Origin of the sequence: Erysipelatoclostridium sp. MSK.7.34, from assembly GCF_019041935.1 — a bacterium.
GTDB lineage: Bacteria > Bacillota_I > Bacilli_A > Erysipelotrichales > Coprobacillaceae > Thomasclavelia > Thomasclavelia ramosa.
This window is the reverse complement of sequence record NZ_JAHPYJ010000012.1, coordinates 15,527-29,187: the sequence shown is the minus strand read 5'-3', so window position 1 is coordinate 29,187 and position 13,661 is coordinate 15,527. Positions and strand designations below refer to the sequence as shown.

The 13,661-nt window shown below is 37.6% G+C and carries 12 protein-coding genes; all 12 read left to right on the top strand.

Features of this window, described 5'->3' with window-relative positions; translation table 11 throughout:
• Positions 1-212 precede the first annotated feature (212 nt).
• The 12 genes from KTF99_RS09475 (at position 213) to KTF99_RS09420 (ending at position 13,636) form a co-directional block, all read left to right on the top strand.
• Entirely contained in the window at positions 213-1,394 is a 1,182-nt protein-coding gene (locus KTF99_RS09475) for a hypothetical protein (RefSeq protein ID WP_009301148.1), read from the top strand.
• Positions 1,395-1,608: 214 nt separating this feature from the next.
• Positions 1,609-5,475 (top strand): SpaA isopeptide-forming pilin-related protein, encoded by a 3,867-nt coding sequence (locus KTF99_RS09470; RefSeq protein ID WP_029481031.1) that lies wholly within the window; start codon positions 1,609-1,611, stop codon positions 5,473-5,475.
• Positions 5,462-6,286, top strand: coding sequence for a class C sortase (locus tag KTF99_RS09465; protein WP_009301145.1), 825 nt, complete (start codon positions 5,462-5,464; stop codon positions 6,284-6,286). Before KTF99_RS09470 ends, KTF99_RS09465 begins: the two co-directional genes overlap by 14 nt.
• Positions 6,274-6,897, top strand: coding sequence for a hypothetical protein (locus tag KTF99_RS09460; RefSeq protein ID WP_009301144.1), 624 nt, complete (start codon positions 6,274-6,276; stop codon positions 6,895-6,897). Before KTF99_RS09465 ends, KTF99_RS09460 begins: the two co-directional genes overlap by 13 nt.
• Positions 6,898-7,118: 221 nt before the next feature.
• Positions 7,119-9,929, top strand: a complete 2,811-nt coding sequence (locus KTF99_RS09455; RefSeq protein ID WP_029481017.1) for a SpaA isopeptide-forming pilin-related protein — start codon at positions 7,119-7,121, stop codon at positions 9,927-9,929.
• Positions 9,930-10,013: 84 nt separating this feature from the next.
• Positions 10,014-10,265, top strand: coding sequence for an LPD11 domain-containing protein (locus KTF99_RS09450; protein ID WP_009301142.1), 252 nt, complete (start codon positions 10,014-10,016; stop codon positions 10,263-10,265).
• Between the two features lie 89 nt (positions 10,266-10,354).
• Positions 10,355-10,813 carry a hypothetical protein gene (locus KTF99_RS09445; protein WP_009301141.1) on the top strand — a complete coding sequence of 153 codons (459 nt, stop codon included), beginning with the start codon at positions 10,355-10,357 and terminating at the stop codon, positions 10,811-10,813.
• Entirely contained in the window at positions 10,810-11,670 is an 861-nt protein-coding gene (locus tag KTF99_RS09440) for a hypothetical protein (protein WP_009301140.1), read from the top strand. The genes KTF99_RS09445 and KTF99_RS09440 overlap by 4 nt, the downstream gene beginning before the upstream one ends.
• A gap of 40 nt (positions 11,671-11,710) precedes the next feature.
• Positions 11,711-12,034 (top strand): hypothetical protein, encoded by a 324-nt coding sequence (locus KTF99_RS09435; RefSeq protein ID WP_009301139.1) that lies wholly within the window; start codon positions 11,711-11,713, stop codon positions 12,032-12,034.
• Positions 12,012-12,935 carry a conjugal transfer protein gene (locus KTF99_RS09430; RefSeq protein ID WP_009301138.1) on the top strand — a complete coding sequence of 308 codons (924 nt, stop codon included), beginning with the start codon at positions 12,012-12,014 and terminating at the stop codon, positions 12,933-12,935. Before KTF99_RS09435 ends, KTF99_RS09430 begins: the two co-directional genes overlap by 23 nt.
• 3 nt (positions 12,936-12,938) lie before the next feature.
• The gene (locus tag KTF99_RS09425) at positions 12,939-13,232 is read left to right on the top strand and encodes a hypothetical protein (protein WP_009301137.1); all 294 of its coding nucleotides are present in this window, start codon (positions 12,939-12,941) and stop codon (positions 13,230-13,232) included.
• Positions 13,232-13,636 (top strand): hypothetical protein, encoded by a 405-nt coding sequence (locus KTF99_RS09420; RefSeq protein WP_009301136.1) that lies wholly within the window; start codon positions 13,232-13,234, stop codon positions 13,634-13,636. The genes KTF99_RS09425 and KTF99_RS09420 overlap by 1 nt, the downstream gene beginning before the upstream one ends.
• Positions 13,637-13,661: the final 25 nt, after the last annotated feature.

Sequence of the window (13,661 nt, the reverse complement as noted above, 5' to 3'; positions counted from 1 at the left end):
TTTGTTGTAATTAATCCGCCTGTAAATAAACAGTAGAGAACTCCCCATCTCGGCGGATTGATATATACAGCTAATAATTATTATTTTCTAAAAATTCATAGTATTGAAATCAAATAATATAGAGGTATTAGAGTTTCTATACTGTCTAAGCAGATTGAAAAAAATTAAATAGATATATATAATAAAATTAGGGATAAGGAGAATGAGGTAAAATGAAGGTTATTGAAAAATACTTGGATACAAAAAATAAAAAAATTGCTGCAGGTGTAACTGCAGCGGTTATTATTGCAGCTGTTGGGGGTGGTACTTACTGGGCACTTAGAGATACAGCGCCGGAGCTTTTATTAAAGAACAGTAAGACGATTACTGTTGAATATGGTGAAAAATATGAACCAAAATTTGAAAATCTGGTCAAAACGAATGGACTTGATAAAGAAGATGTTCATACTCTGCAGCATAACACAAAAATTACTTCGGATTTAAAAAATGAAAAGGTTGAAATCAAGGATGAAGCAGGCAATGTCACAGGTGTAGAAGAAAAAGAATATCCGGCTGTTGGAAAATATACCATTGAGTTAAAATATTACGGGGATACTTTTAAACAAAAGGTAGAGGTAAAGGATACTAAAGCCCCATCCTTGACAGCACCTGAAAACATAGAAATCCTGCAGGGAACGGATTTAAATACTTTTGATTTTAAATCACTGTTGCCAGTTACTGATTTTTCTGAAATAAGTGATTATACATTTGATCTTTCAGGTATAGATGCAAATGTGCCAGGTGAATATACATTAAAAGTGTCTATTCAGGACAAATATGAAAACAAAACTGAAAAAGATGTAAAAGTAACTGTTACTACATCGCCGGCAGTAGCTTCTGATGAGGTGGTAGTACAGGAAGAAGTTACTAATCCAGATGGGACAAAGAGTATAAAGAATACAGTTAAGAAGAAAACAGATGCCGGAGGGAATAAGGTAGTAAGCAGCGGTTCAGGATCGTCAGGCGGAACAGGTTCTTCTAATTCGTCAGGAACAGCAGGAGGGAACAGCGGAACGACTGGAGGAAACACAGGCGGTAGTAATAAGCCTTCAGGTGGAGGATCAACCGGAGGAAACAGCGGTGGTTCAAGCTCAGGTGGTTCGTCATCAGGCGGAAATACTGGAGGATCAACGGGCGGAAGCACAGGTGGAAATACAGGTGGAAGCAGTGAAAATAAACCGGTTCAACCGCCGAAAGTATGGGTTTACTGGGCTGAATGTTATTGGTGCCATTTTAGAACAGAGTCAACTGTTTCATCGAGGGATGCAGTAAATAAACTTGAAAATGACTTTAGCTGTACAGGAAATGAATATGGTATACATGGAAGATATCATTATGGTGGGTATGAAAAGTAGTTTTGGATTAATTTAAATATGTATAAATTAAAATGGATATTCAAACCATAGATAAGGCAATCGAAAGATTGTCTTTTTTATTTGAATGGTTATTCAATGTGTTTGAATGTAAAACCTATATCAGAGAAGTAAAATGATGTTTTAAACTTGCATCATAATAAATAGTCCTAAGCACGACGATAAAAGGCAAATATAGTAAAGGATAAGCGTATTTATGAAGAAGAAATCAATGTTTTCTGTAATGTGCAAAACAGTAATGGTGCTCCTGACGATGTTTTCCCTGTCGTTTAGTAATCAGATCAGCGTAAAGGCATGGGACAGCAGCATACCGCACGAATTTACCAGAGTAAAAAATATTCGCTATCCAGAATGGTGGGCAAGAAAAGTACCAGGCTTGAGGGGATGGAGTACATATTCGACAAAATATAACGGACAGTGGGCATACTGTCTTGAATCAAGTAAGAATACTCCACCAAACGGGCAGTATGTTGGCGAGGTTATTGAAAATAACGAAGCTGTAAGAAAACTTATGTACTATGGCTTTGGAGGTCCCGGTGCTACAGGAGAATTTGCTCCAGGATATGATTTAAAAGCAGCAATATGTCCTAATGACAGTTATCTTACTAATGATGATGTTAAATATTTGCTGACACATATATTTTTGAGCGGTGCCTACAGCGGGGACTGGAATGGATTCAGTGAGTCAGGATTCAATGCTGCTTTTGGAGGAACATATGGCACTAACATAATGAATATATGCAGAAGGATAGTTGCGTTGCCGGAGCCGGGATATGCAAGATTTACACCAAGTCCTTCACAGGATGGAATAATTTCTAGTTTTACTGCTAATTTAGATATAGCAAATAATATTCAAATTACAAATACTGTTAAATTTGATGCAGGAAATGGTGCAACGGTCAATATACCTCTCAACAGTGATGTTACTATACATATTGCAGGAACAACAGCAACGCAGACTGGCGGTACGGCAGTTGTATATGGAGGACAGAGTTTTTATTTTACTGCCCCTTTGAACGGATCGTCGGATATGCCTTTGACTAACGTAACCGGGAGTCAGTGTGGCAGGTTTACAGCTTTAGCAATAAAAACTGGTTCGGGTTCTAATCAGACTGAAGGAACGTGGGTATGGGATCCAGATGTTATGAAATTATATACTCAGATAAAGTGGATTCATGGAACTGAGATACAAATAAGCAAAAGTGATAATTTTGGAGAAAATGTGGCTAATGCAGGATTCGAGTTGAAGCAGTGGAATAAAAATTCAAATACATTTGAACAGTTTGCTTCTCTGAGCTATGACGCACAGAATCAGGTATATAAAAGCGGTATGCTTCAGCGTACAGATACAAATGAAGGAAAATTCAGGATAGAAGAAACTGTACCAGATGGTTACAGTGAATCGAGCCGTTATATCAAGGAATTCAGTCTCTATGATGCTGAGGAAAGGAAGGTATTCAATGCTCAGATGGAAGGGCAGGAAGTAACTGTTAAATTTTCGTCAATGCTGATGGACAGGCATAATATTTTATTTGAAGTGTCTGGAGTTCCTGAAGCGGTAACGCTTGTAAAGTTCCCGACATGGTCTGTGGCAGGAGGACAGGATGACATTCAGTGGCTCGAACTTTCTAAGGACAGTGATGGAGTATGGCGGGCATGGAAACAGATGCCGGAAGACGGCGAGTACTATATTCATGCTTACTACAATACTGCAAGTCAGGAAAACAAGGTAAGTTTTACAACGTCCTACACCCCGGAAGCGCCTGTAATGAATGCAGTTAACAACCGTATTATGGGTAAAGTCTCGGTTGTCAAAAGTGATGAAGAGACAGGAAAAAAACTGGGAGGTGCAGTTTATAACATTACTGCAAAAAATGATATTCTCTCCCCTCAGGGAACTGTTATAAATAAAGCGGGAGATCTGGCAGGAACACTTACAACGGATGAAAACGGGTATGGTGAGTTAAATGGTCTTCATCTGGGACAGTATATTCTTAGTGAGGTGAAGCCGCCTGATGGATATCATACCGGCAAAGATATTGAGTTCAATCTGACTGCAGAAAACAACTCTGCTGATATAGTGAGCAGCGAACTGAATGTTACAGACCGTCCAAACCGGTTCAAAATAAAAAAAGTCGATAAAGATACAGGCGAAGCGCTTAAAGATGCGAAGTTTGAAATTTATGATGCTACTGCTGATAAAACGGCAGGAAGCCTGGTAAGTAATAAAAACGGAGAAGCAGAATTGAGCAGACTGAAGCCGTCGCTGTATTATATTTGTGAAGTAAAGGCTCCTGAAGGTTATAAGCTGAATGAAACTAAATATTATTTTGAAATCGACAGTCTTGGAAATGCATCGGTTTCAGATATGAACAGTACCGAAAGCAGCGGTGCTTTTTTTATTGATGAAAATGGTGATTTGACAGTTACTGTTAAAAACGAGATCAACTTGTGGAACTTAAGACTTGTTAAAAAGAATGATGCCGGCAAAACACTGGAAGATGCAGAATTTACTTTGTACAGGGATAAAGACTGTACCGATCCGATTGGAAAGGGGACAACAGATGAGAATGGAAGAGTAAATTTTGACCGAATAGTAGCAGGAGAGTATTACCTTCTTGAGACAAAGGCGCCTGCGGGATACAGAAAAATTGAAGATCCTTTAAAGGTTTCATTAAGAAGCGAGGATGGGAAATTCAGTTTTTATATAAATGATGAAGCAGTGAAAGTTCCAGAAGGCACTGAAGAAAGCTATACCCTGGATGTCGATTATGGATGGTATCTCATTGACGAAGTCACAAATGTTGAGGGTACACACAGTGCAGCATCGCTTTGTATGGTAAACACTTCTAATCCAGATATGACAGTCGATATAAAGTCGGATTTCCCGGTTATTCAGAAACAGATCCAGGAAGATGACAATAGAAAAAATATCGGGATAAACAGTGATGGATGGAATGATGTGGCCGACTTTGAAATAGGGCAGACAGTTCCCTACCGGTATAATTCATATGTACCTGATATGAACGGTTATGATACGTATTATTATGCAGTCCACGATAAAATGAACAGTGCACTTACTTTTGTTCCAGACAGTGTAAAAGTTAAGATAGGAAGCATGACGCTTCAAAAAGATACAGACTATCGTGTGGTTACTGAAGGTATTGATGACGGTGAAACATTTCAGATTCAGATCATGGATCTAAAAGCGGTGATAAACAGGTATTACTACAGTGATGAAGCAGGGAGCAAACCGGAAACTGAAAAAGTATATGGTCAAAAGATTCTGATTGAATATGATGCTGTTTTAAACGAAGATGCTCAGCTTGATACAGGGCGTCCAGGATTTGAGAATGATGTAAAACTTGAGTACAGTAACAACCCGGATGCTGATGGTGCAGGACAGACAGGCGAGACACCATGGGATACAGTTGTATGTTTTACATTTAGAATGAATGGTATCAAAGTAAATGATCAGGTGCCAGAAAGAAAACTAGAAGGAGCTAAGTTTAAATTATACAGTGATAAAGACTGTACTCAGGAGGTATATGTAAAAAAGGCTTCCAAGAGCGATGGATACACCGTTATCAGCAGGGACAGTGTAGCAGGAAGTGCATCGCCTTCAGAAGCGGTGGAAATAGTCTCAGACGAAAACGGTGCGTTTAATATAATTGGCCTTGATTCACAGGTGTATTTTCTTAAAGAAACTAAGGCACCGGATGGATACAGACTATTAAAGGATCCAATCGAAATAGATGTAAAGGCTGTTTATGGAGCAGACAACAGAACAGAATACATAAAAGGAGACGGGGCAACTGATAAAACATTAAGAAGTTTAGAGGCAACAGCTAAATTTAAAGAGTTTTATACAGGGGTACACAGTGAGTATGAGAAATCTCTATCAACAAATGTAGATACGGGTACATTTAATATAAAAGTAGTAAACAAAGTCGGGTCTAAACTGCCTGCTACCGGTTCTGCTGCAACTATAGTATTAGTCTGTGCAGGTACAGCGGTTATGGCAGCTGTTCTGATTAAAAAGAAGAAAAATGAAAAAGAATAGTCTTTTCAAATTTCTAAAAAAGGATATTGTGATTTTTATGACAGGACTGGCACTTGTAAGCTATCCTGTCATTTCCAATTGTATTGAATCCAAGTCACAGACTGGGCAGATAGCTACTTATAAAGAAAAAACGACTGATACAGCTGCTGAAGATAAGCGCTGCATGATTGAAGATGCTGAAAAATGGAACATGGAGCTGTATATGAATCAAAAGGGAATACCTGCCTCCAGAGAATTTAAATATGAGGATATTCTTGATATTGGAAACGGAATGATCGGCAGTATAGAGATACCGTGTATAAATGTCAACATGCCGATATATCATGGAACGAGTGACAGTGTGCTTAGTACCGGAGCCGGCCATATACAGGACAGTTCTTTTCCAACGGGTGGTAAAAATACCCATGCAGCTATTACAGGACATAGAGGACTGCCGTCAAGCCGATTGTTTACGCGTCTGGATGAGCTTAAGACGGGTGATCTGTTTTATGTAAATGTACTTGATGAAACAATGGCATATAAGATAAGCAGGATTGAAACTGTTCTGCCTGAAAAAGTCAATTACTCTATTCAGGATGATAAAGACCTTGTTTCTTTGATAACCTGTACACCATATGGATTGAATACACATCGTCTGGTTGTTACTGGTTACCGCATTTCTTATAAAGAATCGGTAAAAAAGGAAATAAAAAAGAATATTATCTCATTTCGAGAATTTGTTTTTTATAGTCTGCCAGTTGTTTTTTCAGCAGTTGGTATATTTGTTTTTAGAAAAAAAGAGATGAAGGGGGATAGAGGATGCGAAAAATAATCATTGTAGTATTTATCCTGGTATTCTCTGTAGGATTTGTTTCAAAGAATACTGTAAATACTGAAGAAACAAAAAAAACTAAAGGCTCGATAGCGGTATATCTTGAAGAAAGCGGAAATAAAACCAGTAACAGTGATGTTGCTTTAAAACTGATAAAAGCCGGAGAAACTGCTGATGGTAAATATGTGCTGACAGGTGAGCTTAAGACATGCGGTATTGATCTGAATGAGCTTGAAACAGCTGATAAGATGCAAAAAGCTGCAGAGAGTATTTTCAGGGAGGCATCGACTAAAAAAATAAGTGGTATTATAAAACATACAGACAGTTCAGGATATGTAAAATTTGAAAATCTGGAGAACGGGATATATCTGCTTGCTGCTGAAGATATAAACAAGTATGATAATATCTCTCCTGCTCTTATTGCAGTTCCTGTATTTGATGAGGAAAGCAGTGAAACTAATGGCATGAAATATGATATTGTCGTTTATCCAAAACACTGGCCTGTAACCGCTGCTAAGACGGGTGATAACAGTAATTGTGAATTATATATGTCTGGACTGGCAGTGATAGTTTTTATTCCGCTGATTAAAAAAGCTAAAACAGGAGGTTAAGATGAAAATAGAAAAATGGGTATTCAAGCCATAGACAGTCGAAAGACTGTCTATTTGTTTTTAGGGTATCTCACTGCGGCTGAGAGTAAGACCTGAATTAAAGAAGTATTATGATGCTGGCTGGCTGAAACAATTAAATACAGTATAGGAAATAATCCCTTTGGCCGTAACTTGCATCATCTGTATTAATGAAATCATAAAAAGATAAGGAGGAAAAACAGATGAAAAAAGCTGTTTCAAAAATTTCTAAAATTCTGTTTGTTTTAACGATGATCTTTTCAATGTCGTTTGCACAGATCAGTAATATAGAAGCATGGGACAATACTGTTCCGCATGAATTTACAAAAGTTAAAAAAATAAAATATCCGGAATGGTGGGGAAATAAAGTACCAGGCCTAAGCAGCTGGAGTACATATTCAACCAAGTATAACGGTAAGTGGGCATACTGCCTTGAATCAAGCAAGAAAACACCTGGAAACGGCAATTATGCAGCTGATGTAATTGAAAATAATGAAGCTGTAAGAAAGCTGATGTATTACGGTTTTGGAGGACCGGGTGATGTTTTAAAAACCTGGGGACAGGGTGATCCGAATGCTCAGGGAAAGGTTGGATATGACTATCTTAAATTAAGCATCTGTCCTAATGACAGTTATCTGACAAGTGAAGATGTTGCATATCTGCTTACACATATCTTCTTAAGCGGTGCTTACAGCGGAGACTGGAACGGATTCAGTGAAGCAGGATTTAACGCTGCCTTTGGCGGAAACTATGGTACTAATATCATGAATATTTACAGAAACATTATAAATCTTCCTGATATTGTAGAGCCAAAATTCAGTCCTAGTGAACAAGATGGCATAATATCAAGTTTTTCAGCATTGTATGATAAAAGTACAAAACAGCAGATTACAAATACTGTGACATTTGAGGGGAATTCGAGCTCTACGATCAACATTCCTCTTGCAGACAATGTAACTATTTATATCAATGGAAATGCAGATCAGACTGGCGGTACTGCAACAGTGCACGGCGGTGAAAGTTTCTATTTTACAGCACCGGCGAAAAACAGTCCTGACGATATGCCATTAACCAACGTTACAGGCAGCGGGTGTGAGCGTTTTACAGCACTTGCGATAAAAACAGGAACAGATTCAGCACAGCAGCAGGGTAGTTGGACGTGGGATCCTGATAATTCTAGATTATATACAAAAATTGACTGGATGGATTTTGGTGAACTTGAACTTGTGAAAACTAATGATGTTGGGGATCTGATTGATGGAGCAGTGTTTAATTTGAAATCTTCATCATATGACGGCTATGAAGAAAATATTACTGTAACAAATGGAAAAATCAAGGTGGAAGATCTGCCTGTAGGTGAATATATTTTGACCGAAACAAAAGTCCCAGGGGGGCATGCAATTACACAAAAGATTTTTAAAGTAACTATTAATAAAGATGAAGTTACTCAAAGAGTTGTAGTAAATAAAATAAGACCAACTGGAAATTTAAAGATCAATAAAGCTCTTGAAAATTCTGAAAATGAAAATACAGTAAATAAGGCAGATTATGATTTTTCAAAAGTACAGTTCAAGATTACCGCAGATCATGATATCTATGATAGTGTTTCTTTAGAAAAATTATATTCTAAAGGAGATGCAGTCACTACTGGTTCGGGTAAAGGAAGCAATGATGATACAGTAAAACTGCTAACTGGTACTGAACTGGGAAATGGTATCTACACACCTGATAAAGACGGTAAATTAGAGTTAAGCGGTCTTCCTATGGGAACATATGCAGTTGAGGAAGTGAACAGTCCTGAAGGTTTTGTTCTTGATGGCGGTGCTAAAAAAGTACAATTCCAACAGACTGATTTTGTAACTCTGACATACTTTAATGAATTAAATATAAATAATGAATTAACAAAAACAGTTTTCAGCAAGGTAACTGCTGATGGGGACAATCTTTACGGTGTTCCAATGGAAATCGTAGATGCCAAAACTGGTGAACAAGTTTATAACTGGATCACAGATGATAATGATCTAGAAATCGACGGATTGACAACTGGTGATTATATCTGGCGTGAGGTAAATGCTCCAGAAGGTTATGTTTTAGCAAAACCTATCGAGTTCACTGTCAAAGATGGAGATATCCAGGATATTGAAATGAAGAATTTCAGTGTTGAGTTTGCGAAAAACGGAAACGATGGCAACAAACTTTTAAAAGGAGGAGAATTCCAGGTAACAAGTACTAAAACTAAACAGGTCCTTGATAAATGGACAAGTGGTGAACATATTTTCGATATAACTGAGGATATGAAAACTAAACTTACATCAGGTGAAGTTGTTAGTAATATGTATGTTGATATTGAAGATGATTCAAGTACATATTATAGAATTTCTAAAAATGAAGGACGGGATGATTATAGACTTTTAATGCAGGCAAATGGTGAAACTAAATATTATAACATCGATATCAACGGTGATGAAACAACGCATATGATCAGAGGTACAGCTGAAGATCAGGAATATGTTATTACAGAGCTTAAGAGTCCTGATGGATATGCAACAGCCGAGCCGGTTACATTTAAAACAGATGAAGATAAAAATTTAACTGTTGAAATGATTGATGAGATTACCCGGGTTGAAGTATCTAAACAGGATATTACAACAAATAAAGAGCTTCCGGGAGCGACACTGGTTGTTAAAGATAAGGACGGAAATGTTATTGATGAATGGGTGTCAACATCTGAACCTCATATTATCAGAAGCTTAACTGTTGGTAAAACATATACGTTATCTGAGACTATCGCTCCAGACGGATACAAGATTGCACAGTCTATTGATTTTAAAATTAAAGACACAGGTGAAGTGCAGAATGTAGTTATGTATGATGAACTTTTACCATCGTCAGGAGGAGTAAATACATCAGATAATACCAGTACAGGTGCTATGGCCGCCTTAGTGTCAGTAAGTACGTTAGGTATGGTGTCATACGGAATGTACGAATTCTTCAGAAAAAGATATAATCAGTGATCATAGTAAAAAGGCTCGGAAGAATTTCCTGAGCCTTTTATTTTAAAATGTACCAGTGACTGGTACAAAAATGGAGGTAACATTATGGATGATATTCTGAATAAAGATGAAAAGTTTCGATATATGCTGCTTGACAGGATGCGCACTGACTGTGAGTACTATCTTGGCAACGGGGGTAGAAATGCAAGGGATCTCTGGGCAGGCGATGAACAGCTGCAAATTGAATATATGGTAGCTCTTTATAACAGTTTTGACGAAGATTCGAAACCACAGTGGCTTACCCTTGATGAAATCTATGAATTTAAAGAACTTATGTGTGATAACTCATATAAGTGATTTTGGGAGAATCGGCAATTAAAGTGCTGATTCTCTTATTTTATAACATGTACCAGTGACTGGTACAAAAAAATGGAGGTAAAAGCAGTATGGATGATTTAACTAATGAACAGAAATTAATTCTTGATGAATGCCGGATACTTTTAAAGGAGCACAGGCAGCTGTGTGAAGAGTCTGAAAGGACAGGGATAAATAATGACAATGAAACAGATGAGCTTTACAGCAGATACTGGCATCTCATTCATGATAATTTTGATCTGGAGTTACTGAAAAAAACTGAAAGAAGAGCCGGTCATGGCAGTTTCATGGAACCTGAATACATTGATACTCTGATCGAGGTAATAAAAGAACAGCCTAAAAAGATATGCACGTACAGGGGATATGAACTTATAAGAGGCATAGACTGCTGGGGAAATATATCATATGCCCCGTATAAAAACGGAAGTCAGTATGGTGATGTGCTTGACGGGTATGACGATGAATCTGCTGTGGCAGCATTTATCAAGGCAATTGATGATGATCCAGGTGATCCGGATTTTATGCTATGACAGACATTGTAAAAAGAAATATGATTTTTTCGGCTGTATGCCTTCTGCTGCTTTCAGGGGTTTTTGGAATCTGGTATTACACAGAACAGAAGAGTGAGGCATATAGGAATATATACCTTGAATTTAAAAAAACTGAAGATGAGTATGAGCTGGGTGTGAAAATAGATCCGGTCAGCTTTATTAAAAAAACCAACGTTGATGATATCGAATTTCCCCTCATTGAGGCGACAACTGTTGGAGAGCATACATATATCTATATTGCAAAAGACGGCTGGGGAAACAGGAAAGAATTTGTTTTGAAATTAAAATTTGCTGATCCAACTAAACCTGTACTTACTCTTACAGCGGACTATGTGGAAATAACAGAGGGTGACAGTATAGATTTTAATTCTTTTGTAAAGGAAGCGTACGATGAAGCAGAAGGTTCTCTGGAGGTTAAAATCGATGCTCCTGAAGAGCTTAAACCTGGAGAATATGAGGTCATCTATACTGTCAGTGACAGACATAAAAATAAGGCAGAGGCTGTTTTGAAACTGAAAGTTAATGCAAAAACACCTGAAAACAGTCAGGATTCATCACAAAGGGATGATATCCGGACAAAAAAAGAAGAATCAAAAAGCAGTACGAAGAAAGAAAATAAGAAAGATGAGACAGCGAATAATCCCGGTCAGCCGGTTCCATCAGTACTGCCGCCATCAAAAATATTTCTGTTTAGTGAATACGGCTCAATTGCAGCGGCTGAAAGAAATGCAAAAAGCTATGGACAGAATAACTGTCCGTCCGGTCATACATGGTACTGCAGTCCTTACAGCGACTCGTCAGGAACTGCAGCAGGATATATCGTTACATTTAAATAAAATGTACCAGTCACTGGTACGTTTTGGAAAGGAGATTATGATGGTGAAAAATGAATATTTAAGACTGTTTGGCGGGTTTAAAAAATCTTATCCCCGCTCATATGAAAGAAGGATAGCAGATTATCTAAACCGCTTTGAAAGGACAGTGCTGTCCAACAGTCTTGTGCAGATAAATATTCTTGTATGCTTTAGAGAAGGAGATGATGACATGCAGGAAATGTTTCCTGAAATATATGAAATATATGATGAGACGTGCTTTAGAAAGCTGAATGATTCTGACATAACCGCAATCTGTAAAAGCTATGTAAATAAAGTTAGAGAGATTGGAGGTGAATTTATCGATGCTGTTAAAAAAGTTTCTTAAAAACAGGGCAGACGATGAAAAAGAAGAGGAGGTATCTCTTGAAGAGCTGCAGGAAAGAAAAATAAGGCTGGTCAGATCTATAAAGCGAAAAGCGATGATCAAAAGGATACTGGTGATCCTGGTACTGTTTTTTGGAGTTGCAGGAGGGTATAAGGCGCTGTTTGATACAGGAGAAGAAAACAGTTATACCGAACTGAAAGATCAGGCGTTTGTAAGTGCGTATATTACAGACTATTACAGCTATCCAAGAAGCGATGAAACAAAGGAGCGTTTAAAGAATTTTACGCTTTCAGATGATGCGTACAGTTATGAATATGCTAGTGATGTAGAATCGGTTGATGTCAGATCCGTAATCATCTATAACATTGTAAAGCTCGACAGTATAAATCAGATCTACAGCTACTATATAAAATGCACTTATGATGTAAAGGTCAAAGACAGCGAGACTGCTGTTAATACTATGTTTAATAAAATCACAGTTGGTAAAAACGGTGATAAATACAAGGTCATACGACCGGTTACAAATATTAAGAATGAAGTTCAAGCTGTAAAAGACAAAGATGTCCTGGATTCATACGGCTACGATCCTGACAAGGGGTCTGAATCTGTGGATGAGGAAACAAAGAGTGATGTTAAAAACACAATTGAACTGTTTTTAAAAACGTACAATGATGATATCACACAGGCAAGGCTGTTGTTTTTAGAGCCGGACAGACTGCTGCCGCTCGATGACAACACTTCACTGGAGCTTAACGGTATGAGCGATGTTACAAAGAGTGAAGACACATACTATGTAAACTGTACGCTTAAACAGACGGTTTCAGAAATGCAGATGATTTTAAAATATCATTTTGAGATCGATATAGAAAAAAACAAAGTCAAAGTTATGGAGGTATATTAATTAATGAATCTTTTAAATACAGAATTTGGTCGATTTTTATGGAGAGTATTTATCATTGTTATCTTTTTGGGAATTATGTTCCTTATTATTAAAAGTGCAATGGCATCATGGAAACGTACGGAAAAGGTACTTAGCATGATGGATGAAGTTATAGAGGGACTTGTAGTACTTGTTATTTTCTGCGTGATAATGGCAAATGATGCCTCTACTGTTATCGGATGGGTAACCACACCGCTTATGTGGATAATCAATCTGATTAAAACGTTCTTCCGTGAAGTACTTGGGATACCGTTATAATGGCCAGATCAGCATACAACTATACACTTGCTGAAACACACAAAGGTAAAGTATATATACCTTATGTCGGGATAGAGGTAAAAGGATATACGACACTTTTTTCCGCGGTTCTGGGTTTTTTTACAGTAACGGCGGTTATAGGATTTCCTTTGTCCTTTATTTTTGGAAGTGTTAGTTACTTTATAGCCGCAGCTTTAGCAGTGTGTGCGGTTGTTACCGCTGTGATATACAGCAATGAGATAAACAATGAGACAGGAAGAACAAAGCTGAAGGAATTTTATTATCTGAACATAAAAAAATACAGGTATGTATATGATTCTAAGGGCATTAAACGTTATATAAGACCTAAGACGAAAGGAGCTGTTTATGTAAATGTATGTAGGAATAGTACACGGATACGATAATATTTTATATCACGAAGATGTAGTC

What these genes read in the sequence shown, in the direction of transcription:
- KTF99_RS09475 (WP_009301148.1), top strand. Translation starts at nt 213, where the DNA reads ATGAAGGTTATTGAAAAATACTTGGATACAAAAAATAAAAAAATTGCT.
- KTF99_RS09470 (WP_029481031.1), top strand. Translation starts at nt 1,609, where the DNA reads ATGAAGAAGAAATCAATGTTTTCTGTAATGTGCAAAACAGTAATGGTG.
- KTF99_RS09465 (WP_009301145.1), top strand. Translation starts at nt 5,462, where the DNA reads ATGAAAAAGAATAGTCTTTTCAAATTTCTAAAAAAGGATATTGTGATT.
- KTF99_RS09460 (WP_009301144.1), top strand. Translation starts at nt 6,274, where the DNA reads ATGCGAAAAATAATCATTGTAGTATTTATCCTGGTATTCTCTGTAGGA.
- KTF99_RS09455 (WP_029481017.1), top strand. Translation starts at nt 7,119, where the DNA reads ATGAAAAAAGCTGTTTCAAAAATTTCTAAAATTCTGTTTGTTTTAACG.
- KTF99_RS09450 (WP_009301142.1), top strand. Translation starts at nt 10,014, where the DNA reads ATGGATGATATTCTGAATAAAGATGAAAAGTTTCGATATATGCTGCTT.
- KTF99_RS09445 (WP_009301141.1), top strand. Translation starts at nt 10,355, where the DNA reads ATGGATGATTTAACTAATGAACAGAAATTAATTCTTGATGAATGCCGG.
- KTF99_RS09440 (WP_009301140.1), top strand. Translation starts at nt 10,810, where the DNA reads ATGACAGACATTGTAAAAAGAAATATGATTTTTTCGGCTGTATGCCTT.
- KTF99_RS09435 (WP_009301139.1), top strand. Translation starts at nt 11,711, where the DNA reads ATGGTGAAAAATGAATATTTAAGACTGTTTGGCGGGTTTAAAAAATCT.
- KTF99_RS09430 (WP_009301138.1), top strand. Translation starts at nt 12,012, where the DNA reads ATGCTGTTAAAAAAGTTTCTTAAAAACAGGGCAGACGATGAAAAAGAA.
- KTF99_RS09425 (WP_009301137.1), top strand. Translation starts at nt 12,939, where the DNA reads ATGAATCTTTTAAATACAGAATTTGGTCGATTTTTATGGAGAGTATTT.
- KTF99_RS09420 (WP_009301136.1), top strand. Translation starts at nt 13,232, where the DNA reads ATGGCCAGATCAGCATACAACTATACACTTGCTGAAACACACAAAGGT.